Below are 24,687 nucleotides of genomic sequence, written 5' to 3'. Positions count from 1 at the left end.
ATGATCCGCCATGTCGCGATCATCGGCGCGGGCTTCTCGGGCACGCTCCAGGCGATCAACCTGTTACGCCACGACGGTCCGCGCGCAACGTTGGTCGAACGCGCGCCGGAACCGGGCAAGGGGCTGGCCTATGGCGCGGCTTATCCGGACCATGTGCTGAACGTCCGTGCGTCGAACATGAGCGCGCTGCCCGACGATCCCGACCATTTCGTGCGCTGGCTGGCCGCGAACGGGCGCGAGGATGCCGGGGCGACGTTCGTCCAGCGCGTGACTTATGGCGCCTATCTGCGCGACCAGTTGGAGCAGGCGTTGGCGAGTTCGGGCGACCGGCTGACGCTGGTGCAGGCCGATGTGCGCGACGTGCGGCAAGCGGGAGAGGGGGCGGAGGTTGTGCTGACCAACGGCCGCACCATCGCCGCGGACACCGCCGTGCTGGCGGTCGGCAATTTGCCGCCCCACGACCCGCCCGGCTTCGGCGATTCGCTATCGACCGAACGCTACAAGAGCGATCCCTGGGACCGCAGCGTACCGCTGGGGCTGAGCGACGAGGACACCGTACTGCTGATCGGCACCGGGCTGACGATGGTCGATATCGCGCTGTTGCTCGAATCGAGCGGGTTCAAGGGGCGAATCGTTGCGCTGTCTCGGCGCGGCCTGCTGCCGCATCGTCACGATGCGCCGGGGCCGATGTTCGCGAAGCTGGCCGAGCGCCCGGTCCTGCCACCGTCACAATTGGTAGCTGCGGTGCGCAAACGCGGCGAAGCGATCGGTTGGCGTAATGCCGTCGATGAACTGCGCCCCTATACCCAAGCGATGTGGGCGAACGGCACCGACGTCGAACGCCAGCGGTTCCTGCGCCACTTGCGCCCGTGGTGGGACGTCCATCGTCATCGCCTCGCGCCGCAAGTCGCCGACCGCCTCGCCGCGATGCAGGCGCGGGGTCAGTTGGAGGTCGTGGCAGGCAAAACGATCGCCGCCGAGGAAACCACCGACGGCATCGCTGTGACGTGGCGGCGGCGCGGCAGCGACTCATCGGAGACTTTAATGGCGCAACGCATCATCAACTGCACGGGACCGCAGGGCGACCTCACGCGCAACACCGAGCCGTTGCTGGCGGACCTCCAGCAGCGCGGTGTGGTGCGCGCCGACCCGGCGAAGCTTGGCCTCGATGTCGATGGTTGTGCGCGTACGATCGCGGCGGACGGCGAGCCGAACGAGTGGCTCTACGCGCTGGGTCCGATGACGCGCGGCGCGTTCTGGGAGATCGTCGCCGTGCCCGATATTCGCCAGCAGACTTGGAACCTCGCACGTCGCCTGTCGAACGCACAATGGGTGGGCGGCGAAGGCCTTTAGGTTCAATTGGCCGGCGGCGTAATCGTCCAGGATGTGGTATAGTCGGGGTCGCTTACCGTCTCACCCGTCGTTCGTAGCCGGTATTCTCCGGGCGGGGCCGGTTCGAAGGCGTCGAGGTCAGGAGGCAACCGAAAGGTTTCTCCTGCTCGTTTACCCTCAAGCCACATTAGCACGCCGTCTTGCTGACTTACCTCGATCACCGTGCCGTAGAATTGCGACTGCTCAGTGTCCTCAGGGCCGATCTGTGTGATGCCCACAAGAACCAGCGCACCGTCCAACGAGGCCGCTTTACGGCCATCCCAGACGGCGCCGTCGTTCACGCAGGCGCGAACTCGCCGGCGCGGTTCATGACGTGCAGCACGCCGTCGCGGATCGCGAAATAGGCCCCGCGCAACGATAGCAGCCCTGCCGCCTCGCGCTCGGCGACGAACGGGAAGGTGCGCAGATTGGCGATCGACACCCGCACCGTCTCGAGCTCGAGCTGGTGCGCTGCCTCCTCGCCTGTACCATGTTCCGCCACGATCCCGGCCCGCGCCTCCTGCAGCATGTCGACCCAATGCGCGACAAACCCGCCGGCGCCCGGCGCCGCACCGTCGAACACGCCGGTCAGCGACGCCATCACGCCGCCGCACGATCCGTGGCCGAGCACGACCACCTCGGGCACTTGCAGCTGGGTCACCGCGAATTCCAGTGCCGCCGACACGCCGTGCCGCCCGCCGTCATTCTCGAACGGTGGCACCAGGTTCGCGACGTTGCGCACGACGAAGATTTCGCCCGGCACCGTGTCGAAAATCTGCGCGGGATCGACTCGGCTGTCGGAACAGGCGATCACCATGACCTGGGGGTTCTGCCCTCCGCTCAATTGCGACCAGCGATCGCGGTGTCGGCGATACTCGCTCGTGCGGAAGCGGTGATAGCCGTCGACGAGGTCGCTGAAATCGGTCATGGCGCTTCTCTGCCAAGGCCGTGAGGGGGTGGCAAGGGCGGCGCAGGATCGCTATCTGCGCCGTCATGAACGAGATTTCGCCCGTCGCGCGCGAACCGCGCCAGCGCAAGCCCGACTGGATCCGCGTCAAGGCGCCGACGTCGGCCGGGTTCGCGGCAACCCGCGCGTTGATGCGCTCGAAGAGCCTGACGACGGTGTGCGAGGAGGCGGCGTGCCCGAACATCGGCGAATGCTGGTCGAAGAAGCACGCCACGGTGATGATCCTGGGCGACACGTGCACGCGGGCCTGCGCCTTCTGCAACGTCAAGACCGGCATGCCGCGCGCGGTCGATCCGATGGAGCCGCAGAACGTCGCCGACGCCGCCGCACAAATGGGGCTGGCGCATATCGTGGTGACATCGGTCGATCGCGACGATCTGCCCGATGGCGGCGCGAAGCAGTTCGTAAAGGTGATCGAGGCGATCCGCGCGTCCAACCCGGCCACCACGATCGAAATCCTGACGCCCGACTTCCGCAACAAGCACGAAGCGGCGGTCGAGGCGATCGTCGCGGCGCGGCCCGACGTGTACAACCACAATCTGGAGACCGTCCCGCGGCTCTACCCAACGATCCGTCCGGGCGCGCGCTATTATGCATCGCTGCGGCTGCTCGAATCGGTGAAAAAGCTGGATCCATCGATCTTCACCAAGTCGGGCGTGATGCTGGGCCTCGGCGAGGAACGGCTGGAGGTGCATCAGGTGATGGACGATATGCGTTCCGCCGACGTCGATTTCCTGACGATGGGCCAATATCTCCAGCCGACCCCGCGTCATGCCAAGGTGCAGGATTTCGTGACACCGCAGGCGTTCGACGCTTACGCCGCGATCGCGCGGGCGAAGGGATTCCTGCTGGTAGCGTCGTCGCCGCTGACGCGGTCGAGCTATCACGCGGGTGACGACTTCGAGAAAATGCGCGCGGCCCGGGAGGCCAAACTTGCCCAGGCACGCTGAGACGAGACGGCTCCCCTATACACCGGAGCAGATGTTCGATCTGGTGGCGGACGTAGGCAGTTACGCCGAATTCCTGCCCTGGGTCAGCGCGGTCCGCATCCGGTCGAACAGCCCGACCGAAATGGTCGCCGACCTGATCGTCGGGTTCAAGGGCTTGCGCGAAACCTTCACATCGAAAGTGCAGAAGGTTCGACCGACCACGATCCACGTCGACTATCTCGACGGCCCGCTCAAATATCTGACCAACGACTGGGCGTTCCGGCCTGCGCCGGGCGGGTGCGAGGTCGATTTCGCGGTCGATTTCGCGTTCAAGAACAAGATGTTCGAAATGCTGGCCGGGCAAGTCTTCGGCCAGGCGCTCAGGAAAATGATCGGCGCCTTCGAGGATCGTGCGGCCGCACTCTATTCGCCGTCCGATTCGCGCGGCATCAACAGTTCGAGCGCGACCAGCGCGGCCTGAAGCCGCACCCCGCCGCGCCCCAGATCGCCGAAATCCTTCCGATCGGCGACCACGTCCGACGGATCGGCATTGTGCTCCGCGCGGGCGAAGACGACGGTGCCCACCGGCTTCTTCTCGCTGCCGCCTCCCGGCCCGGCGATCCCGGTGATCGCCACGGCGATATCCGCCCCGGTCGCTTCCAGCGCGCCCTGCGCCATCGACCACGCGGTCGCAATCGACACCGCGCCAAACGTGTCGAGCACGTCGTTGCTGACCTTCAGCAGATCGTGCTTCGCCTCGTTGGAATAGGTCACCAACCCGCCGAGCAACACGTCCGACGATCCCGGTATCTCCGTAATCGCCGCCGCGACCAACCCACCGGTGCAGCTTTCGGCAAGCGCGAAGCGGCGGCCGAGCGCGCGGTTCGCCTCCACCACGCGGCGCGCGGCATCGACGAGTTCGGCGGGGAGGACGGTTTCGATCATTTGTGCGGCGCGATCGTCGTCGTGGCATCGGCCGACGCTCCGGGATCGGATTTGCATACAGCGAAAGGCGGGTTCTTTTCGTTTTTCATGCCGATCTCGGCGAGCAGCACGACAAGCTCCGAAGTGTTGCCCGGCGGTAGCGGAGCCAGCAACGCAACGACGCGGTCGATACTGGGACAATCAGCTGGTTTAATGTCTTCAGCTATGGCCGACGCCATGATCTGACCCATCAACGGACGCATCAATTTGGGATCGACGCCCTTCAGACTGGCACCGGCCAACTTTCCGAACACGGCCATCGCCTGAGGCCAGGCCACATCCGCGGGGGCGCGATAGGTGGCGAGCAGCGGCGGCAGACCTGCGCGAAGCGTCGCCTTCTCGGGCAATGATCCGGTGCACGATTTGCCGATCCCCTCCAGCATATCGGGCAATATCGCCGCGAACAACGTCGTCGCTTCATCACGCGTTACGCACTTGGCAGGGGTCGCGGCCTGCGCCGTGGTCGCGGCCATCCCCATCCACAGCGCGATCGCCGCGCCCATCGTCGGTTTCATTTCTGCGCCCCTATATTCTGACGGTCACAATCGCCTGTGCCGCAATTCCTTCGCCGCGCCCGGTAAAGCCGAGTCTTTCGGTCGTCGTGGCCTTGACGCTAATTTGCCCCGGCGCAAGCCCCAAGAGGCCGGCCACGCGATCCCGAATCGGCGCACGCCACGGTCCGATCTTGGGCGCCTCGCACATGATCGTCAGGTCGACGAAATCGATCACGCCGCCCTCGGCGGCGACCAGCGACGCGGCGTGTTGGAGGAACTGCCCCGACTCCGCGCCGCGCCATCGCGGATCGGTCGGCGGGAAATGCATCCCGATGTCACCAGCCGCGATCGTCCCCAGCACCGCATCGGTGATCGCGTGAAGTGCAACGTCTGCGTCGCTATGCCCCGACAGACCCTTATCGTGTGGGATCAGGACGCCGCCCAGCCACAATTTCTCGCCCGCGACGAGGCGGTGGACATCGAACCCGATTGCCGTTCGCACTCGCATGGCAGCTCCCAAATGCGCCTCGGCGAGCGCGAGGTCGCCGGGATAGGTGATCTTGTCGAGCAACCCATCGCCCGCAACGGTCGCGACTTCATGGCCGGCGCGGCGCAGGATCTGCGCGTCGTCGGTCGCCTCCTCGCTCGCGGGCCATACGCGATGGGCCGCGAGGATTGCGGCAAAGTCGAATGCCTGCGGCGTCTGGACACGAACAAGCGCCGAGCGGTCGATCGTGTCGCCCAGCGCCTCGTCCTTTGCGGCGAGTGTGTCGGCGACGGGCAATACAGGGACGGCGCCCTTGGCCTCGTCCAATGCGCCCAACAGGCGATCGACGACTGAGGCCGGCACGATCGGCCGCGCGGCATCATGGATCAGTACGCGCGCGGCGTCACCGATCGCCTCCAGCCCGTTACGAACGGAATCGCGCCGCATCTCGCCACCTGCCACCGTTTCCCCGATGGCCGACTGCCCTTCGCCGAGAACGGTGACGATCCGGTCGATGCCGGCATGCCTCTCGAACGCGCGCCGCGCGTGTTCGACCAGCGGGATGCCGTCGAGCAATTGGAACTGTTTGGGGAGATCGCCGCCTGCGCGCTCGCCCTTGCCGGCGGCGACGATCAGCGCGACGGTGTCTGAACTTGCCATGCCGCGCGCCTAGCCGACCAGCCCGAACCTTGCCAGCGCCAACCCGATCCTGTAGGCGCTGCCTGATTTTTAGGCACATGAGCAAGCTGGCCCCCATCCAGGTCGGTCCGGTCAGGATCGAGACCCCCGTGATCCTCGCGCCGATGACCGGCGTGAGTGACTTGCCGTTCCGTCGCCTCGTGCGCCGCTTCGGCTCGGGGCTCAACGTGACCGAGATGATCGCCAGCCAAGCCGCGATTCGCGAGACCCGCCAGTCGATCCAGAAGGCGATGTGGGACGCGATCGAGGAGCCGGTGTCGATGCAGCTGGTCGGCTGCACACCCTATGAGATGGGTGAGGCGGCCAAGCTGGCCGAGGACAAGGGTGCGGCAATCGTCGACATCAACATGGGCTGTCCCGTGCGCAAGGTGACCAACGGCGAGGCCGGGTCAGCGCTGATGCGCGACCTGAAGCTCGCCAGCGCGATCGTGGATGCGTGCGTGAAGGCGGTGAAGGTCCCGGTCACGCTCAAGATGCGCATGGGCTGGGATCATGCCAGCCTCAACGCGCCCGAGCTCGCGCGGATCGCGCAGGATCTGGGCGTACAGATGGTGACGGTCCATGGCCGCACACGCAATCAGATGTACAAGGGCGAGGCCGATTGGGCGTTCGTCCGATCGGTCAAAGACGCGGTGTCGATCCCGGTGATCGTCAATGGCGACATCTGCTCGCCCGAGGACGCCGACCGCGCGCTCGAGAAATCGGGTGCGGACGGAGTGATGATCGGGCGCGGATCCTACGGACGGCCGTGGTTACTTAACCAGGTGATGGCGCATTTGTCGTCGGGACGCGCCATCGACGATCCGACGGTCGGCGATCAATACGACGTAATCTCAGGGCATTATGAAGAAATGCTCCAGCATTACGGCAACGAAGTCGGCGTCAACATGATGCGCAAACATATTGGCTGGTACACCAAGGGACTCGACGGATCGGCGGCGTTCCGCAACGCCGTCAACCAGGAAGCTGACCCCAACCGCGTCAAGGCGATGCTGGCCGAATTCTATGCCCCCTGGCGAACCCGCGCTGCTGCCTGAGGCGCTGACCGCGCCGACCTTTGCCGAGCTTTTCGCCGGGTTGCCGATCGCGATCCTGGTGATCGACCCCGACGGTCTCGTCCGCAATGCGAATGGCGAGTGCGAACTGCTGCTCAACCTGTCCGAACGGGCGATGCGCGGGCTGCCGCTCGCCAATGTGATGACGCCGCCGCCAAGAGCACGCGACGGGGAAGGGCGCGCCGTCTCGGCGTTCGATTTCGATATCGGCACCGAACGCACCGGCAGGCTGCGGGTCGACTATTACGAAACCGCAATCGCCGACCGAGACGGCTGGCGCGTGATCGCGTTGCACCCGTCGAGCGGCTCGCGTCGAGTCGGCCAGTCGGCGGAGCGCGGCGGCAGACGGGCGGCGATCGGCGCCGCGGCGATGCTGGCGCACGAAATCAAGAACCCGCTGTCGGGGATACGTGGCGCGGCGCAGTTGCTGGCCGGCGAGGGTGCGGGGGAGGAACTGACGTCGCTCATCACGGCGGAAGTCGATCGCATCGCCGCGCTGATCGATCGTATGCAGGACTTCACCGACAACCGGCCGCTCAGCCCGCAGCCTGCCAATATCTACCCGTTGCTCAACCATGCGCGCCGCGTTGCGCAGAGCGGCTTCGCGCGCGACATCAGCATCGAGGAAAGCTTCGATCCCTCCCTGCCGCCCGTGCTGGTCGATCGCGACGCATTGCTGCAGGTCCTGATAAACCTGATGAAAAACGCCGCTGAAGCGCTCGATGACGTCAAGGCGCCACGTATCCTGTTGAGCACGGCATACCGCCACGGCCTGGCGGTCGATGCCGGCCCCGGCCGGCCCCGCCGCCGGCTGCCGATCGAATTGTGCGTCATCGACAACGGACCCGGCGCACCGGCCGACATTGCCGACCACCTCTTCAATCCGTTCGTGTCGGGGAAGCCCGAAGGGCAGGGGCTGGGACTCGCGCTGGTCGACAAACTGGTCCGCGACATGGGCGGGGTGGTGCAATATTCTCGGGAGGGTGCGCCCGAAATGACGGTGTTCCGCATTCTGCTGGCGAGGGCCGAATGAGCCGGGTCGCCAACATTCTCGTCCTAGACGACGACAAGGCCATCCGCACCGTCGTGGCGCACGCGCTGCGCCGAACGGGGCATCATGTCACGACGACGGCCACCCTCGCCGAATTCAACCGCGAGTTGCGTGCCGCGGTCCCCGACGTCGTGGTCAGCGACGTCGTGCTGCCCGACGGTAACGGGCTCGACATGGTCGCGGGGTTGGCGGAGGCCTATCCACAGATTCCCGTAATCGTGCTGTCCGCGCAAAACACGCTGACCACTGCGGTGCGCGCCACCGAGGTCGGCGCGTACGAGTATCTTCCAAAGCCGTTCGATCTCGATGATCTGACGCGCGCGATCGACGCCGCGCTGCAGCGGAAGGGTGAGGGCGCAAGCGATCCCGTCGATGCCGAGGACCGTGCGCTGCCGCTGATCGGGCGGTCGCCGGCGATGCAGGATGTCTACCGCGTCATCGCACGCGTGATCTCGAACGATCTCACCGTGCTGATCTCGGGCGAATCGGGCACCGGCAAGGAATTGGTCGCGCGAGCGATCCACGACCTCGGTCCGCGCAGGGACGCGGCGTTTCTCGCGATCAACATGGCGGCGATCCCGCGCGAGTTGATCGAGGCCGAACTGTTCGGTCACGAGCGCGGCGCGTTTACCGGCGCGCAGGCGAGAACCGCCGGTCGCTTCGAGCAAGCCGCCGGGGGTACGCTATTCCTTGACGAAATCGGTGACATGCCGATCGAAGCGCAGACGCGGCTGCTGCGCGTCCTCCAGTCCGGCGAGTTTACCACGGTCGGCGGCGCGCGGACGATCAAGGCGGACGTGCGGATCGTCGCGGCGACCAATCGCAATCTCGATTCGCTCGTCCAATCGGGCCAGTTCCGCGAAGACCTGTTCTATCGCCTCAACGTCGTGCCGATCGCGCTGCCCGCGCTGCGCGAACGCCGTCAGGACATCGCGTTGCTCGCTCGCCATTTTTTGGATCGCGCAGCGGAGCATGGTTTGCCGCGCAAACGTCTCGATGAAGCGGCCATCCGCACGATCGAGGCGCACGACTGGCCGGGCAACGTCCGGCAGCTCGAAAACATCATGCGGCGACTGGCGGTGTTGAGCCGGGACGAAGTGATCGGCGCGCCCGAACTGGCGGTGATCCTCGGCACGCCGGCGGACGTGATCGCGCCCGGCGACATCAGCCTCGACTCGGCGGTGCGCGCGCGGATCGACCGGCTTGCGCGCGATGATCCCCGCGGAATGGACGACGGCACGCTCTACGAACGCATTATCGCGGAGGTCGAGCGGCCGCTAATCGAAGCGATGCTCGCACGTCATGGCGGCAATCAGCTACGCGCCGCGCGAGCGATGGGGATCAATCGCAACACGCTGCGAAAACGTCTCGACACCTTGGGCATTGAGATCGACGGCGCGGTGGAATGAGGCCAAAGCGCGACATCTAGCCTTAATTATGTGTTTTCGCGGCCACAAACCCGTTGTAATCCTGCAACGATGAATGGTGAGGCGACACAGGCCGATCCCCAGCGTATTTGGGGACGGCGCCTGCAAGTGAACCTGGCGGTGGAGCTGGGATTGCTGGCGCTGGCCGTGACTGTCGCCATTACCACCTATTTCATCGTCCGGGGCGGGCAATCACCGCAACCTTTGCTTACGCCCCCGCTGGTCGCCAGCCTGCTCGTCGCGAATCTGGTGTGCGGCGGCAGCCTTATCGTGTTGCTCGGCCGCCGCGTGGCGCGCAGCCGCGCCGCGAAATCGCCGGCCGGGGGGCGTGCGCAACTACACGTCCGGCTGGTCGCGATCTTCTCTATCCTCGCCAGCGTTCCCACCATCCTGCTCGCAGTGACTGCCTCGGTCCTATTCCAATACGGCGCCGAATTCTGGTCGTCGGGCCGCGTCCGCGACGTGATTGAGAACAGCAAGACCCTGGCCCAGGCGTCGTACGAAGAGCTGATCAGCTATGTCGACAAAGAGAATGTCGCGATGGCGAACGACATCAACCAGATGATCTTCACCTACAAATGGCCGGTCGGCAGCACCGATTTCCACATGCGATATTTGCAGGACGTCTATCAGCGCAGCCTGTCCAACTCGCTGATCTTCTCGGTCGATCCCGACGGCAAGATCATGTTTCGCGACCGGGTGATCAATTCGGAGCAGTTCGAGGACAAAATCCTGCCCGAGGACGTGAAGAAGGTTGCCTCTGGCCAACCAGTGCGCGGCACCAACAGCAAGCGCACCTATTCGCTGACGGTCATCCCCGGCACCGACATGCTGCTTTATTCGACGCGCGAGGGCGGGGCGGCGGAAATGGCGAAACGGCTCGGCTTGGCCAACCGCACGGTCGGCGACTATAACAGCCTGCGCAAAAGGTCGCGGGCGATCCAGCTTCAATTCAACGCGGCGCTGCTCGTAATATCTCTACTGATCATAGCCATCGCGGTGTGGATAGCGCTGGTCGTCGCGGACCGGCTGGTCCGTCCGGTCAATCAACTGGTCGGCGCGGCGCGGCGCGTCGCTGATGGCGATCTGTCGGCGCGCGTTCCTGATCCCCGCGCGGAGGACGAAGTCGGCACGCTCGCCCGAGCCTTCAACGCGATGACAAGCCGCCTTCAGGAACAGACCGGCGCGCTCGAAAGCCGCCGCGCGCTGATCGAGGCGGTGATGTCGGGCGTCAGCGCCGGAGTCATTTCGGTCGGCGACGATGGTGCGATCCGGCTGATGAACGCGTCGGCCGCAACGCTGCTCAAGCTGGATGGCGAGGGTGCGGTCGGGGCGCCGCTAAGTGACGTGTCGCCGGACCTTGCGGCGATGCTGACCGGCGACGCGCGCGAAGCAATCGTCGAACTCACCGCCGCTGGGGAAAAGCGCACGCTTGCGGTTCGGATCACCGCGGACGAGGACGGCCGTGTCCTGACCTTCGACGACATAACCCAGCAATTGCTCGACCAGCGCCGCGCCGCGTGGTCCGATGTCGCTCGGCGCATCGCGCATGAGATCAAGAACCCGCTGACCCCAATCCAGCTCGCCGCTGAACGCCTCCAGCGTCGCTACGGCAATACGGTCGAGGCGGGCGACACAATATTCGGCCAGTTGACCGATACGATCGTGCGCCAGGTCGGCGATCTGCGCCGGATGGTCGATGAATTCTCGTCCTTCGCACGCATGCCGAAGCCGGTATTCCACCGCGAGTCGCTGATCGACCTCTCGCGCCAGGCGCTGTTTCTGCACGAGGTCGCCCATCCGGCGATCAACTTCTCGCTCGATGCGCCGGATGCCTTGCCGCTGATCTGCGACCGCCGCCAGATCGGCCAGGCCCTTACGAACATCGTCAAGAACGCGGTCGAAGCGATCGAGGCGCGTGAGGATGGCGTCGCGGGCGTCATCGCAATGTCGCTTTCGCTCGCCGACCACGAAACGGCGGTCGAGATTGCCGATAACGGCATCGGACTGCCGCTTGAGCGCGACCGGATTGTCGAGCCCTATATGACGACGCGCGCCCGAGGCACGGGGCTGGGTCTCGCGATCGTGAAGAAGATCATCGAGGAACATTGCGGCACGATCGCCTTCTCCGATCGGCCGGGGGGCGGCACCATCGTCACGATCGTGTTCGACACCGCCGCGCTGGCGACGATGCTCGACGACATTTCGGAACCCACCACGAGCACGGGCGACGGCGCGCTCGCCATACTGACCAGGACCAAATCATGAGCCTCGACATTCTCGTCGTCGACGACGAACAGGACATTCGCGAACTCGTCGCCGGCGTCCTTCAGGACGAAGGATATGAGACACGCGCCGCGGGCGACAGCGACGCCGCGCTGGAGGCGATCGCGATGCGCCGCCCGAGCCTCGTGCTGCTCGACGTGTGGCTGCAGGGCTCGCGGCTCGATGGCCTCGACTTGCTCGACGAGATCAAGCGGCGCGACTCGTCGATCCCGGTGCTGGTGATTTCCGGCCACGGCAATATCGACACGGCGGTGGCCGCCATCCGGCGAGGGGCCGTCGATTTCATCGAAAAGCCGTTCAACGCCGACCGCCTGCTGTTGATGGTGGACCGCGCGACCGAAACTGAACGCTTGCGTCAGGAGGTGGCATCGCTCCGCGCCGCAACCGGGCGCGACACCGACCTGACCGGCAGTTCAGGCCCGATCAACGGCGTGCGCGCGACCCTCAAGCGAGTCGCCGGCACCGGCAGCCGAGTGCTCATCATGGGCGCAGCGGGCGTCGGCAAGGAAGTCGCGGCGCGGCTGCTGCATAGCTGGAGCCAGCGCGCGCAAGGACCCTTCGTCATCGTCAGCGCGGCGCGGATGACGCCCGAACGCGTCGAAGAGGAATTGTTCGGCGTCGAGGAGGGTGGGGATCTGGTCCGCACCGGTCTGCTCGAACAGGCGCATGGGGGGACCTTGTTCCTCGACGAGATCGCAGACATGCCGGTCGCAACACAGGGCCGGATCCTCCGCGTGCTGACCGACCAGAGCTTCACGCGAGTCGGCGGGCAGCGCACCGTAAAGGTAGACGTCCGCGTTGTCTCTGCCACCGCACGCGACCTGACTGAGGAAATCGCGGCAGGGCGGTTCCGCGAGGATCTGTATTATCGCCTCAACGTCGTGCCGGTCGCGATCCCGCCGCTGACCGATCGCCGCGAGGATATTCCGTCGCTGGTCGAGCATTTCGTTGCCCACTATGCCAGCGAACGCCGCGTACCGACGCCGGAAGTGGCCGAAGACGCGATGGTGGCGCTACAAAGCTACGAATGGCCCGGCAATGTCCGCCAGCTCCGCAACGTCGTCGAGCGCACGATCATTCTTGCCCCAGGCGATCGTATCGGTCGCATCGATGTCGATTTGCTTCCGGCGGAAGTGCTCGGCGGCAATGGCGACGGGGCGGGTGCCTCGGCGATGATGGGTGCGCCGTTGCGGGAGGCGCGCGAGACGTTCGAACGCGAATATCTCCGCGTCCAAATCCGGCGTTTCTCGGGCAATATATCTCGCACCGCGACCTTTATCGGGATGGAGCGCTCGGCGTTGCACCGCAAGCTCAAGCTGCTCGGCATCACCGACAGTCGCGACGATTGATTTGTCGCGCTGGACGTAACGGCATCGTCACCATACATTGGTAGCGCGTGAACCGAACGGGTACGCGTATTCGACGCCGGAGAACGGCGCCTAGCGGGCTACATCCCGCCAAGAGCAAGGACCGATAATGGCCGAAAAGCAGACTTCGCTTCAGGATCTTTTCCTCAACGCCCTGCGCAAATCGAAGACTCCGGTGACGATGTTCCTCGTCAAGGGTGTCAAGTTGCAGGGAATCGTCACCTGGTTCGACAATTTCAGCGTGCTGCTGCGCCGCGACGGTCAGTCGCAGCTGATCTACAAGCACGCCATCTCGACGATCATGCCGTCGAACCCGATCGACATCGGCGCGATCGTCGACGCCGTGGGCGAGGCGCAGAAGAAAGCGCCGTTGCTCCAGGAAATCTTCCTGAACGCCGTGCGCAAGTCTGAGGACAGCGTGACCATGTTCCTGGTCAACGGCGTCATGCTACAAGGTCAGATCGCCTCGTTCGACCTGTTCTGCATGCTGCTTGAACGCGAAGGGATGGCGCAGTTGGTCTACAAGCATGCGGTATCGACCATCCAACCCGCCCGACCGCTTAATTTGGCTGAAGATTCAACGGATAACGCGGAAGATTGACCACCGGATTCGAACGTGATCGCGACGACTTCGCCCGTGGGGCGAAGGCGATCGTCGTGTTGCCCGACCAGGGCAAGGGGAGTCGCGACGCCGAGGCGCGGCTAGCGGAGACGGCTGGCCTCGCGCTGGCGATCGGCGTGGAGGTGGTCGAGAAGATCGCTTTCCGCGTACGCGCGCCGAAGCCGGCTACCCTGATCGGATCGGGGCAGGTCGATCAACTCGCTGCGCAGGTGCGGATGGAGGAGGCGGGGCTCGTCGTGTTCGACGCGAGCCTGACCCCGGTGCAGCAGCGTAATCTGGAAACCGCGCTCGAATGCAAGGTGATCGATCGCACCGGGCTGATCCTCGAAATCTTCGGCGAGCGCGCGGCGACCGCGGAAGGGCGGTTGCAGGTCGAACTCGCACATCTCGACTATCAGGCCGGCAGGCTCGTGCGGAGCTGGACCCACCTCGAGCGCCAGCGCGGCGGGTTCGGCTTTCTCGGCGGTCCCGGCGAAACCCAGATCGAGGCCGACCGCCGCTTGATCCGCGATCGCATGGCGCGGCTGCGCAAGGAACTCGATCAGGTCAGCCGCACACGCGGCTTGCACCGCGACCGCCGCCAGCGCGCGCCATGGCCCGTGATCGCGCTGGTCGGCTATACCAACGCCGGAAAATCCACGCTTTTCAATCGCCTGACCGGCTCTGACGTCATGGCGGAAGACCTGTTGTTCGCGACGCTCGACCCGACGCTGCGGCAAATTTCGCTGCCCGGCATCGACAAGGCGATCCTGTCTGACACGGTGGGCTTCGTCTCCGAACTGCCGACGCAACTGGTCGCGGCGTTCAAGGCGACGCTCGAGGAAGTGGTGTCGGCCGACCTGCTGATTCACGTCCGCGACATCGCGCATCCCGACAGCGAGGCGCAGCGCGCCGATGTCGAGGCGGTTCTGCACGAGATCGGCGTCGCGGATACCACGCCACGGTTCGAGGCGTGGAACAAGCTCGACTTGCTCGAAAGCGATGCGCGCGCGGACGCGCTGGCGGATGCGAGCCGCCGCGACGACGTGGTCACGATCTCGGCGATCAGCGGGGAAGGGGTGGACGACCTAATCCGCAAAGTCGCCGCCAAGCTGACGGCGGGGCATCGCCGCTATACGATCCGGCTCGATGCCGGGGACGGAGCAGGCGCGGCCTGGCTGCACCAACATGGCGAAGTGCTGAGCAGCGACGCGGACGGCGACATTGTCGTCTATGACGTGCGCATGGCCGAGCGCGACTATGAACGGTTCAAGACCAACTAGAGGTTGGCCAGAGGCAGCTCGTCCCAGAGATTTTCGAAGGGCTTGGCATCACCCCAGTTAAAGCCGGAGAAATTCTCGTCAAATTTGACGCCGCTCCACCGGTATCGCTCCATCAAGTCGTGCAGTGTACGCTGAGACATCGGGAAAAATCTGTTTCGTTCCGCCTCGCCAACGTAACAAAGCACATAAAATAGATCGTCACGCTCGGCCTTGGCCTTGATGCGCCAAAAATTCGGGGTTGATTGCCCTTTGACGTCGACCAAGAACATGCGGCCATTGGGCGCCAGCACCATAAGATCGGCCAGCGGCGTACAATTGCCCATCGTGAAAGACACTTCGCAACCGCGCTTGCAAAGCTCCGCCGCGACGGCGAATTGTGCCGTCCACTGCGTTGCTTGCCTGGTCAACTTTATCCGGCACATGGGCGCATCATCGTCTTAACTAGCCTCCACAGAGCTTCCTGCTCGTCGAGGCTGCGCTCTGCGAAACGCGCGTCGGCGGCTTCCATTGCCCGAAACCGCCGTTCGAACTTGGCGTTGGCGGCGCGAAGCGCGGCTTCGGGATCTATGTCGAGCTTGCGCGCCCAGTTGACCACCGCGAACAGCAAATCGCCGATTTCCTCGGCGCGGTCCGCGTCGTTCGTGGCGGCTTCTACCTCGACAAGCTCCTCGTCGATCTTGGCGCGCGCGTCGCTCGGATCGGGCCAGTCGAACCCGGTGCGTGCGGCGCGTTTCTGGAGCTTTTCGGCGCGGACCAACGCCGGTAGGCCGATCGCAACGCCGTCCAGCGCGCTGTCGGCACCCTTGGCGCCACGCTCGGCGGCCTTGATCTGCTCCCACAGGTGATGGCCGCCCTGAACTGCATCGCCGAAGATATGCGGGTGGCGGCGCTCCATCTTGTCGCAGATCGCGGTGACGACGTCGGCCAGCGCGAAATCGCCGGCTTCCTCGGCCATGCGGGCGTGGAACACGACCTGGAGCAACAGATCGCCGAGTTCATCCTTGAGGTCGGCCATGTCGGCGCGCTCGATCGCGTCGGCCACCTCATAGGCTTCCTCGATCGTGTATGGCGCGATCGTCGCGAACGTCTGGACCGTGTCCCATTCGCAGCCGCGCTCGGGATCGCGCAGCCGCGCCATGATCGCGACGAGACGCTCAATATTGTTCGGGGCGATTCCGGTCGCGCTCATTGGCGGGGGAGCCCCCTCAGCTGGCCATCCTCAAGATTGATAATATACATTATGTAAAATCTATTCCTGCGTAGGGGTGAGGATCAGGGTCTTACCCTCGACTCGCCAAGACTTGAGCCTGGACAGGAAACTCATGCCCAGCACGTTCTGGTCGCCGAACGCTTCGGACACGACCGCCGGCGCATCGCGCGCGGTGATGCCGCCGACGCGCAATTCACCGATCGTCGCGGGCTGCGCCATGACCTGGCCGTTGGCGGTATCGAGCGGAATCCTCGGCTCTACCGTATCGACGGCGACGCTTGCAGCCGCCGCCGTATCCGCCGACAGGCTCGTGAAGCTCGCGCCGCTATCGACCAGCAGCACGCGCTCGGTCCCGTTTATCGCGGCGCGCGCATAGAAATGGCCGTCCTCCGCCATCTGGATGCGCACTTCGTTGCCGACCACCGACTGATCGCGGTCGTAAAACAGCTCGCGCGCGCCGGACACCAGCCACTCATTGCGATTGACCAATGCGACGATCAGCAGCCCGGTGGCGAAGATGCCGACCCACGCCAGCGCCATCACCGCGACGCGCCTAAGCGGCATACGGCGGGCGACCAGCGCCGACAGCGGCAGGATCAGCAACAACGCATAGAAGATCGCGTTTCCGGTTTGACCGCTCATCGCCCAACCTCGAATTCGAACCCGTCATAGCCGGGTTCGACCCCCAATGGCAGTTCGCTTAGCAGTGAACGATAGTCCATCGACTGGTCGAGATGCGTCAGCATTGCGCGTTTCGGCGCGAGTTCGGCGATCCATGGCAATGCTTCGGCGAGATGCGGGTGGCTGGGGTGCGGATGGCGGCGCAGGACATCGACGATCCAGAGGTCGAGGCCTTCATACAATATTCGCATATCGGACGTCATTATATTGAAATCGGTGGCATATCCGATCGATCCGCCGTCGCCGTCGAACCGCAATCCCGCCGAAGTGATGTCCGCGTGCGGCTGATCGACGACAGTTATCGCAATATCGCCGATCGTCAGCCGATCCGGCAATTCCTCCAGCGTGGCGATCGAAGGATACCCGCTTATTCCCGCAAAGACATAGGCGAACCGATCGCGCAGGATCGCCGACGTCGCGGGCCGGGCTAACCCCCGCACCGGAGCACGTATCACGTGATAGATCTGGCGCAGATCGTCGATGCCGTGCGTGTGATCGGCGTGGTCGTGCGTCCAGATCACCGCGTCGATCCGGTCGACGCCCGCCGCCAGCAACTGTTCCCGCATGTCGGGTCCCGTATCGACCAGGATGCGCGTCGTGGCGGTTTCGACCAGGATCGACGCACGCGTACGCCGGTTCTTCGGCTCGGCCGGATCGCAAGCGCCCCAATCGTTGCCGATCCGCGGCACTCCCGACGACGTCCCGCAGCCGAGAATGCGGACTTTCATGCGCCGGTTTTATCGAGCGTCTTGGTGAATAGCTCGTGGAAGTTGGCGCGTGTCGCGTCTGCGAGTTGCTCGGCGTCCTGGCCGCGCAACTCGGCCAGGAAACGGCAAGTATCGGCGACAAAGGCCGGCTCACCCGTCTTGCCGCGGTTAGGGACCGGCGCGAGGAAGGGGGCATCCGTCTCGATCAACAAGCGGTCGAGAGGTAGGCGCGCGGCGGTTTCCTGCAAATCCCTGGCGTTCTTGAACGTCACGATGCCGGAGATCGAGATATAGAGACCCAGATCCAGCGCATTGTCGGCGAAATCGCCGCTCGCCGTGAAACAATGGATGACGCCGCGATAGGCCCCCTTCCCCATCTCGTCGCGCAGGATGTCGATCGTATCGTCCTCGGCATCGCGAGTATGGACGACGATCGGCAGGCCTGTTTCGCGGCACGCGGCGATATGTGCGCGGAAACTGGCGCGCTGTCGGTCGCGGTCGGAATGATCGTAATAATAATCGAGACCCGATTCCCCGATCCCGACCACGCGCGGGTGCGCGGCGCGGGCGACGAGTTTGGCGGTATCGACATGCGCGTGCTGGTCGGCTTCGTGCGGGTGAATGCCGATGGTCGCCCAGACATCGTCCTCGCGCTCGGCCACCGCGATGACGTCGTCCCATTCACGCTCGCGAGTCGAGATGTTGAGCATCGCGACCACGCCGCTCGCCCGCGCGCGCGCCAGCACCACGTCCTGTTGCTCGGCGAGACCCTTGTAATTGAGGTGGCAATGGCTGTCGGCGAGCCTCATGCCGCTTCCATCTCCAGGCGGGGGAACACGCCGCTCGGCGCCGGCAACGGCGTGCCGCTGGCGATCGGGCGATTGAGCGCGTCGAAATTACGCGCGTCCGCCCCCTGCCCCAGCAAATCGAGCAATTTGTCGGCGCTTTCGGGAATTGCCCAACGAACCAAGATCGCCAGCTGACGGATCGCTTCGGCGGTTTGATAAAGAACAGCGTCGGCCATTTTCGGATCGGTTTTTCGGAGTGCCCAAGGCGCCATTTCGGCGAAATAGCCGTTAGCGATCCGGACGCGCTCCCAAATTGCTTCCAGCGCTTCGTTGATCTTGAGATCAACCATAAGCTCAGCGACTTCCCCCATCGGATCGCCAAAGTGCACAGGCCTAGTATCAGAGTCGTTCGGAGGAACTACGCCGCCGCAATTTTTCGCGATCATCGCAAGGCACCGTTGGGCAAGGTTACCTAGTCCGTTACTGAGATCGGCATTGCAGCGCGTCACGATGGCCTCCTCCGAATAGCTGCCGTCCTGGCCGAACGACACTTCGCGGAGCAGGAAATAGCGAAGCGGATCGACGCCGAAGCGGTCGACCAGCTCGATCGGGTCGGTCACATTGCCGACCGACTTCGACATTTTCTCCCCACGGTTGAGCAGGAAGCCGTGACCGAACACCTGCTTCGGCAAGGCGATGTTCGCGCTCATCAGGAAGGCCGGCCAGTAAACCGTATGAAAACGCACAATGTCCTTGCCGATCAAGTGCAGATCAGCCGGCCAGTATTTGCCGAGCGGCCCGTCGAGGTCGGGATAGCCGATCCCGGTCAGATAATTGGTCAGCGCATCGACCCACACATACATGACGTGCCCGTCGCTACCCGGGACCTTTACGCCCCAGTCGAAACTGGTGCGCGACACCGAGAGGTCGCTCAGCCCGCCTTCGACGAAGCGCAGGATCTCGTTGCGGCGCGCATCCGGCTGGATGAATTCGGGGTGCTCGGCATAATATTTGAGCAGCGGCTGTTGGTATTTCGACAGACGGAAGAACCAGGTCTCCTCGGCGGTCCATTCGACCGGCGTGCCCTGCGGAGAGAGCTTGTTGCCCCCTTCCCCGTCGACCAGTTCCTTCTCGTCGTAGAACGCTTCGTCCCGGACCGAATACCAGCCCTCGTATCGGTCTAGGTAAAGGTCGCCCGCTGCTGCCATTGCTTCCCAGATCGCCTGGCTGGCGGCGTGATGATCCGCTTCGACAGTACGGATAAAACGATCATAAGAAATATTTAGAAGATCATCCATCGCCTTGAAATATCCTGACATTTCATCGGCCAGCGCGCGCGTTTCCACGCCACGGTCGCGCGCGGTCTGGACCATCTTGAGCCCATGTTCGTCGGTCCCGGTCTGGAACCGCACGTCGCGCCCGTCCTGGCGATGGTAGCGCGCGATCGCGTCGGCGGCGATCGCCTCATAAGCATGCCCGATATGCGGACGGCCGTTGGGATAACTGATCGCGGTGGTGATGTAATAGGGGTCGGCCATGCCCCGCCCTAGCGCGGTCAGCGGCGGTTCGCCAGCGAGGCGACGATCCCGCCCATTTCGAACACCGTGCCCTGCTCGTCGAGCGACAGGCCGAGCGCGCTGGCAGCGAGGTTGCGCGCAGCGTCATAGGCGTCGAGCGCCGACCGCAGCGCCTCCCCGGTGCGGTTGCGCGCCTGTGCGGCGATAAAGCGCGGCGCTCGGTCCAGGAACGCTTCGTACCGCGGCTGTGCGGCCTTGAGCGACAGCGAACTCGCCAGTTGCGCGCGCACGGCATTGGAAGGGTCGCCCTTCGCCAGCGCGTCCAGCGCCTTGTCGAGCCCCGCAACATCGAGCCCCGCCATCGCCAGCGCCTGGGCAGGCGATCCCTGCCCCACGCGCACCAGTTCATCGATCTCGCCCGGTGCTGCTCCCGCATCTGTCAGCGCGCTACGCATATCGGCATCGCCAAGCGCCTCGAACCGCAGCAACCGGCACCGCGAGCGGATCGTCGGCAGCAACCGGCCCGGCGCATGGCTGACCAGCAGGAACACCGTGCCCGGCGGTGGCTCTTCCAAATTCTTGAGCAGCGCATTGGCGCCATTGCGTTCGAGATCGTCGGCTGAATCGATCAGTACTACGCGGCGATCGGAATAGGTCGGCTTGACGCCTAGGAACGGTTCGAGCGCGCGGACCTGCGCCACGGTTATACTGCGCGCCAAGCCTTGATCCGGCTTCTTATCGTCCTTCGGCAAGCGTTCGAGCTTGCGGAAATCGGGATGCGCGCCCGAGTCGATCAGATGCTGCGTGCGGTCGTCGGACGGGATAGAAAAGTCGTCGGATTGCCCCGGCCCCGCCAGCACGCGCCGCGCGGCGAGCATCGCGAAGCTCGCCTTGCCTACGCCTTCCGGCCCGGCGAACAGCCAGGCGTGATGGAGCGATCCGCCATCGAGTGCGGCAGCAAAAGCCTGTTTTGCCAGCGTGTTGCCATAGAGTGACGTCATGGCAGCAGGTCGGCTATCTCAGCCAGCAGGGCCGCAGCCACCGTATCCGCATCGCCACTTGCGTCGATGAGCCGCACGCGATCCGGTTCCGCCTGGGCGAAGCGACGAAAGGCGGCCGCCACATCCTCGTGGAAGGCCCGCTCGCGCGCGGCAAAGCGATCCGCGCCCGCCCCGTCGCGCGAGGATGCGCGCGCCGCCCCCAGTTCCGGCGGCACCTCGAGCACCAGCGTTCGATCCGGCATCAATCCGCGCGACCCGAACCCGTGCAGCGCCAGCACCGCCGCATCGTCGATCCCGCCAGCCATCCCCTGATAGGCACGCGACGAATCGATGTAGCGATCCGAAATCACCCATGTCCCGACGCCGATGGCCGGCTGGATCACCTTCTCGACGTGATCCGCGCGGGCGGCGGCGAACAGCAACGCCTCGGTATGCGCGCTCCAGCGGTTGACCGTTCCCTGCATCAACAGGTCGCGGATCGCCTCCGCCCCGTCACTGCCGCCCGGTTCGCGCGTAACGATCAATTCGATGTCGCGCGCACGGAGCGCATCGGCCAGGCGGCGCACCTGGGTCGACTTGCCGGCCCCTTCGCCCCCTTCGATCGACAGGAAGCGCCCGCGCGTCACGATCAGCCGCCGAACAACTGCATCAGCCCGGCCCAGGCGCGACCGAAGAATCCGGCTTCGGCCACATCCTTCGCTGCGACAAGCGGGAAGCGCTGGTCGTTCATACCAGGCGTCTTGACGATCAGGTCAGCGATGTGATCACCCGCCTTGATCGGCGCCTTGATCGGGCCATCGTACACGACGCTGGCGGTCATGGCCGGGTTGCTGCCCGACGGCACCGTCACCGCCAGATTGTCGGCAGCGACCAGGCCGACTGTGCTCGACGAGCCGAGCTGAACCTCGGCGGTCGCGACTTCCTTACCCTTCGACACGATCGGCTTCGCGCTCCACGCGCCGAAGCCCCAATTCATGAACTTGATCGACTCTTCCTTGCGCCCATTGAAGCTGTCGAGTCCCGCGATCACCATGATCAAGCGACGGCCGTTCTGCATCGCCGACCCGGTGAAGCTGTACCCCGCTTCTTCGGTATGCCCGGTCTTGAGCCCGTCTGCGCCATTGACGTTGCCAAGCAGCGGATCGCGATTGGCCTGATCAATGTCCTTGCCCGCGCCCAGCGTCTTGCCCCAGGTGAAGCTGGGGAGCGCGTAATATCTTTTGTAGAGATCCGGGAAGTCACGGATCGTCGCCGCCGCCAGCGTCGCGAGATCACGCGCCGTGACATAGGTTCGGCCGTTGTCCGGCCATCCGTTTGAGGTCCCGAAATGGCTGTTGGTCAGGCCGAGCTTCTTCGCGGCGTCATTCATGCGGTCGGTAAAGGCCTGTTCAGTGCCCGAAATCCCCTCCGCCATCACCACGCACGCGTCGTTGCCCGAAAGCGTGACGATGCCTTTCAACAGATTGTCGACGCTGACATTCTCGTTCGCCGACAGGAACATGGTCGAACCTGCCTGCGGACCATGCCATTGCCGCCATGTTTCGGGGCGCACGGTGAACTGCTTGTCGGCGCTCAATTGGCCTTTCTTGATCATGTCGAACACGACATAGACCGTCATCATCTTCGCCAACGACGCTGGCGGCATACGGCGGTCGGCGTCCTTCGAATAGAGCACAGCGTTGGACGACAGGTCGACCATATAGGCGACCGGCGCGGGCGTGTTGAATTCGGGGTTGGCGACGGCGGGCGTCGTCAGCGCGACGGCGGCGAGCAGGGCAGCGATCTTCTTCATGGGAAATACAAGTCCGTAAGCAAGCGGTGATTCAGTCGTCGCGGACGACACGAGCATCGCCATAGCCGCGCGCCGCCGCCGCGTCACGCGCCCTCGACGCCGATTTCGCATCGGCATAAGGTCCGGTGCGGACTCGCCACAATTTGTTGAACGGCGTCGCAGCGCCGCCGAGGCCGCGCGCGACCGCGTCGGCCCGTTCGCGGCTACCGAACGCCGCGACCTGGACGTAGTAACCACCCGTGACGGCCACGGGTGGCCGCACCGTTGCAGGAGGCGATTTCGTGAGCGATTCTTTAGCTACCGGCGACGGCTTGAGCGATGGAGGCGGCATGCGCAGCGAGCTACCTGCCGGAGGTTTAGGATTAGCTGCGGCGCTGTTGCCTGTCAGCTTGGCGCGCAGCCCGGCAAGCAAGGCGGGGGGCGTATCGAGGATCGACGCCGCGGCCCGACCATTCTTCAATGCATTCTGATCCGCGGGCGTCGGCGTCACGCGGCGAATCCGCACCGGCTTGCGGCTGGAAATCCCGATCGCCTGCGCCGCTGCCTGCGACAGGTCGATCAACAGGCCGGGCGTGAACGGGCCGCGATCGTTGATCAGGACCAGGACGGTTCGCCCGGTTTCGAGCGACGTCACCTCGACATAGGTTCCAAGCGGCAAGGTGCGATGCGCGGCGGTGAACGCCTTGGGATCGAACGGCGCGCCGGAAGCGGTCGGATTGCCGGACAGTTCGGCCCCGTACCACGTCGCATAGCCGACCTCGTCATAACGATCCGGCGAGCGGTCGGACGTCGCTTGCGGGCCGTCCGATTGCGGCGGCGCATCCTGCGCCGATGCCGGGACAGCGAGCGCCAGGCCCGTGAGAAAAGCCAGTCTAGCGTTCGACGGCATCGGCGAGCAGCCCCACGCTCAGCGCATAGAAATTCGAACAATTATAATCGAGGATGACGCGGTAATTGCCGGTCAGCAGATATGCCGTCTGGCCCGGCCCGTCGGGCTCGATCAGCGTCGCCTGGACATCGTCCGCCGGCCATGGCTTGCCCTGCGACAGCACGCCCATCGCGCGCCATTCGCCGATCGTCCGCCACGCGCTTTGCCGCGCGAAGACACGCGGGCATCTGGGCGAGATCAGCCGGTTGGTCGTGCCCGCCCGATCGAACCCCGACGGCAGCGATACCGCCAGCCCCCAGGTCTGCCCGCGCCGCCACCCGGCGTTGTAGAAATAATTGCCGATCGACGCGAGCGTGTCGGCATCGCTGTTCCAGATATCGGCCCGGCCGTCGCCATCGCCGTCGCGTGCGAGGCGGAGATAGACTGAGGGCAGGAACTGCGGGCCGCCCATCGCCCCCGCCCAGCTGCCGACCAACTGGCTACGCGGCACACCGCGATCGACCATCTTCATCATCGCGATCAATTCGCCCTCGAACAGCGCGCGTCGGCGCCCTTCATAGGCGAGCGTGGCGATCGAACGCGGCAAATCGAAATTACCCATCACGCGGCCGTAATTGGTCTCGTGCCCCCAGATCGCAACCATGATCGATTCGGGCACCCCGGTCTGCCGCTCGATCCCGGCAAGATGCGCGCGCTCTGCGAGATATTTGGCGCGGCCCTGCGCGATGCGTGCGGCATCGACATGACTGCGCAGATAGGGGGCAAAGGGCGGGCTGGCGGTGTTGGTCGAATTGGCGGGATTTCCCCCCGGCTGGTTCCGGTCGAGGTCGATGACGCGCTGGTTGTAAGTCAGCCCGGCGAGCACTTGATCGGCGGTCGCGGGACGCACGCCCTGCGCGATGGCGCGGCCGCGCACATCCTGCAGATAGGACTGGAACCCCGCGTCATCCTGCGCCACCGCCGCGCCGGCGAACGCAACCGCCGCCAGCAATATCCCGAACAAGCCCCGTTTACGCATGACGTTAGCGTGCCACAGTCGCGGGCTTACGGGAATCCCTGTCGTCGCACGACTTGCACAAATCGCCGCCCTTCCCCAAAAGC

Annotated in this window: 25 protein-coding genes and 1 pseudogene; 10 read left to right on the top strand and 16 right to left on the bottom strand. The window is 64.8% G+C overall.

What is annotated here, in order from left to right; translation table 11 throughout:
• Positions 1-1,353 carry an FAD/NAD(P)-binding protein gene (locus J0J06_RS04995; RefSeq protein WP_294040228.1) on the top strand — a complete coding sequence of 451 codons (1,353 nt, stop codon included), beginning with the start codon at positions 1-3 and terminating at the stop codon, positions 1,351-1,353.
• Positions 1,354-1,355: 2 nt separating this feature from the next.
• Here the strand turns inward: J0J06_RS04995 and J0J06_RS04990 are convergent, their stop codons facing one another.
• Complete coding sequence (locus J0J06_RS04990) at positions 1,356-1,673, bottom strand: hypothetical protein (RefSeq protein ID WP_294040227.1); 318 nt, start codon at positions 1,671-1,673, stop codon at positions 1,356-1,358.
• Positions 1,670-2,299 carry a carbonic anhydrase gene (locus J0J06_RS04985; protein ID WP_294040226.1) on the bottom strand — a complete coding sequence of 210 codons (630 nt, stop codon included), beginning with the start codon at positions 2,297-2,299 and terminating at the stop codon, positions 1,670-1,672. Before J0J06_RS04985 ends, J0J06_RS04990 begins: the two co-directional genes overlap by 4 nt.
• 65 nt (positions 2,300-2,364) lie before the next feature.
• Between J0J06_RS04985 and lipA the strand changes: the two genes are divergently transcribed.
• Positions 2,365-3,288, top strand: a complete 924-nt coding sequence (lipA, locus tag J0J06_RS04980; protein WP_294040225.1) for a lipoyl synthase — start codon at positions 2,365-2,367, stop codon at positions 3,286-3,288.
• Positions 3,272-3,748 (top strand): type II toxin-antitoxin system RatA family toxin, encoded by a 477-nt coding sequence (locus J0J06_RS04975; protein ID WP_294040224.1) that lies wholly within the window; start codon positions 3,272-3,274, stop codon positions 3,746-3,748. The genes lipA and J0J06_RS04975 overlap by 17 nt, the downstream gene beginning before the upstream one ends.
• Here J0J06_RS04975 and J0J06_RS04970 read toward each other — a convergent pair.
• Genes J0J06_RS04970 through J0J06_RS04960 form a run of 3 tightly spaced genes read right to left on the bottom strand, consistent with a single transcriptional unit; the run spans position 3,691 to position 5,892 of the window.
• Entirely contained in the window at positions 3,691-4,212 is a 522-nt protein-coding gene (locus J0J06_RS04970; protein ID WP_294040223.1) for a CinA family protein, read from the bottom strand. The genes J0J06_RS04975 and J0J06_RS04970 overlap by 58 nt on opposite strands.
• Positions 4,209-4,766 carry a hypothetical protein gene (locus tag J0J06_RS04965; RefSeq protein ID WP_294040222.1) on the bottom strand — a complete coding sequence of 186 codons (558 nt, stop codon included), beginning with the start codon at positions 4,764-4,766 and terminating at the stop codon, positions 4,209-4,211. Before J0J06_RS04965 ends, J0J06_RS04970 begins: the two co-directional genes overlap by 4 nt.
• 10 nt (positions 4,767-4,776) lie before the next feature.
• The gene (locus J0J06_RS04960) at positions 4,777-5,892 is read right to left on the bottom strand and encodes a bifunctional 2-C-methyl-D-erythritol 4-phosphate cytidylyltransferase/2-C-methyl-D-erythritol 2,4-cyclodiphosphate synthase (RefSeq protein WP_294040221.1); all 1,116 of its coding nucleotides are present in this window, start codon (positions 5,890-5,892) and stop codon (positions 4,777-4,779) included.
• A gap of 77 nt (positions 5,893-5,969) precedes the next feature.
• Between J0J06_RS04960 and dusB the strand changes: the two genes are divergently transcribed.
• The 7 genes and pseudogenes from dusB (at position 5,970) to hflX (ending at position 15,001) form a co-directional block, all read left to right on the top strand.
• Complete coding sequence (dusB, locus tag J0J06_RS04955; protein WP_294040220.1) at positions 5,970-6,968, top strand: tRNA dihydrouridine synthase DusB; 999 nt, start codon at positions 5,970-5,972, stop codon at positions 6,966-6,968.
• On the top strand, positions 6,937-8,019 hold the full coding sequence (locus J0J06_RS04950; protein ID WP_294040219.1) for an ATP-binding protein: 1,083 nt from the start codon (positions 6,937-6,939) through the stop codon (positions 8,017-8,019). The genes dusB and J0J06_RS04950 overlap by 32 nt, the downstream gene beginning before the upstream one ends.
• Positions 8,016-9,446: a nitrogen regulation protein NR(I) gene (ntrC, locus tag J0J06_RS04945; RefSeq protein ID WP_294040218.1), complete on the top strand. Its 1,431-nt coding sequence runs from the start codon at positions 8,016-8,018 to the stop codon at positions 9,444-9,446. Before J0J06_RS04950 ends, ntrC begins: the two co-directional genes overlap by 4 nt.
• Positions 9,447-9,572: 126 nt before the next feature.
• Positions 9,573-11,732: an ATP-binding protein gene (locus tag J0J06_RS04940; protein ID WP_294040217.1), complete on the top strand. Its 2,160-nt coding sequence runs from the start codon at positions 9,573-9,575 to the stop codon at positions 11,730-11,732.
• On the top strand, positions 11,729-13,099 hold the full coding sequence (locus J0J06_RS04935) for a sigma-54 dependent transcriptional regulator (RefSeq protein WP_294040216.1): 1,371 nt from the start codon (positions 11,729-11,731) through the stop codon (positions 13,097-13,099). Before J0J06_RS04940 ends, J0J06_RS04935 begins: the two co-directional genes overlap by 4 nt.
• 115 nt (positions 13,100-13,214) lie before the next feature.
• Positions 13,215-13,718, top strand: a pseudogene (gene hfq / locus J0J06_RS04930) (RNA chaperone Hfq); the annotation flags it as partial.
• Positions 13,715-15,001, top strand: a complete 1,287-nt coding sequence (gene hflX / locus J0J06_RS04925) for a GTPase HflX (RefSeq protein ID WP_294040215.1) — start codon at positions 13,715-13,717, stop codon at positions 14,999-15,001. The pseudogene hfq and the gene hflX, both read left to right, overlap by 4 nt.
• Here the strand turns inward: hflX and J0J06_RS04920 are convergent.
• From J0J06_RS04920 to J0J06_RS04870, 11 genes are read right to left on the bottom strand one after another with little or no spacing between them, the layout of a single operon-like run.
• Positions 14,998-15,408 carry a hypothetical protein gene (locus J0J06_RS04920; protein WP_294040214.1) on the bottom strand — a complete coding sequence of 137 codons (411 nt, stop codon included), beginning with the start codon at positions 15,406-15,408 and terminating at the stop codon, positions 14,998-15,000. The genes hflX and J0J06_RS04920 overlap by 4 nt on opposite strands.
• Before the next feature lie 2 nt (positions 15,409-15,410).
• Positions 15,411-16,190 carry a nucleoside triphosphate pyrophosphohydrolase gene (mazG, locus tag J0J06_RS04915; protein WP_294040213.1) on the bottom strand — a complete coding sequence of 260 codons (780 nt, stop codon included), beginning with the start codon at positions 16,188-16,190 and terminating at the stop codon, positions 15,411-15,413.
• 60 nt (positions 16,191-16,250) lie between these two features.
• Positions 16,251-16,853 (bottom strand): TIGR02281 family clan AA aspartic protease, encoded by a 603-nt coding sequence (locus tag J0J06_RS04910; RefSeq protein WP_294040212.1) that lies wholly within the window; start codon positions 16,851-16,853, stop codon positions 16,251-16,253.
• Positions 16,850-17,620, bottom strand: a complete 771-nt coding sequence (locus tag J0J06_RS04905) for an MBL fold metallo-hydrolase (protein ID WP_294040211.1) — start codon at positions 17,618-17,620, stop codon at positions 16,850-16,852. Before J0J06_RS04905 ends, J0J06_RS04910 begins: the two co-directional genes overlap by 4 nt.
• The gene (locus tag J0J06_RS04900; RefSeq protein WP_294040210.1) at positions 17,617-18,408 is read right to left on the bottom strand and encodes a TatD family hydrolase; all 792 of its coding nucleotides are present in this window, start codon (positions 18,406-18,408) and stop codon (positions 17,617-17,619) included. The genes J0J06_RS04905 and J0J06_RS04900 overlap by 4 nt, the downstream gene beginning before the upstream one ends.
• A complete protein-coding gene (gene metG, locus J0J06_RS04895) occupies positions 18,405-19,925 on the bottom strand; it encodes a methionine--tRNA ligase (protein WP_294040209.1) in 1,521 nt (506 codons plus the stop codon). The genes J0J06_RS04900 and metG overlap by 4 nt, the downstream gene beginning before the upstream one ends.
• Before the next feature lie 17 nt (positions 19,926-19,942).
• Positions 19,943-20,905, bottom strand: a complete 963-nt coding sequence (locus tag J0J06_RS04890) for a DNA polymerase III subunit delta' (protein WP_294040208.1) — start codon at positions 20,903-20,905, stop codon at positions 19,943-19,945.
• Positions 20,902-21,534 carry a dTMP kinase gene (tmk, locus tag J0J06_RS04885; protein ID WP_294040838.1) on the bottom strand — a complete coding sequence of 211 codons (633 nt, stop codon included), beginning with the start codon at positions 21,532-21,534 and terminating at the stop codon, positions 20,902-20,904. The genes J0J06_RS04890 and tmk overlap by 4 nt, the downstream gene beginning before the upstream one ends.
• Positions 21,534-22,697 carry a D-alanyl-D-alanine carboxypeptidase family protein gene (locus J0J06_RS04880; protein WP_294040207.1) on the bottom strand — a complete coding sequence of 388 codons (1,164 nt, stop codon included), beginning with the start codon at positions 22,695-22,697 and terminating at the stop codon, positions 21,534-21,536. Before J0J06_RS04880 ends, tmk begins: the two co-directional genes overlap by 1 nt.
• Positions 22,698-22,728: 31 nt before the next feature.
• Entirely contained in the window at positions 22,729-23,586 is an 858-nt protein-coding gene (locus J0J06_RS04875; protein ID WP_294040206.1) for a septal ring lytic transglycosylase RlpA family protein, read from the bottom strand.
• Entirely contained in the window at positions 23,570-24,604 is a 1,035-nt protein-coding gene (locus J0J06_RS04870) for a lytic transglycosylase domain-containing protein (RefSeq protein ID WP_294040205.1), read from the bottom strand. The genes J0J06_RS04875 and J0J06_RS04870 overlap by 17 nt, the downstream gene beginning before the upstream one ends.
• Positions 24,605-24,687 lie beyond the last annotated feature (83 nt).

The organism is Sphingomonas sp., from assembly GCF_017304615.1.
GTDB lineage: Bacteria > Pseudomonadota > Alphaproteobacteria > Sphingomonadales > Sphingomonadaceae > Sphingomonas.
This window is presented reverse-complemented; position numbering and strand designations above follow the sequence as displayed.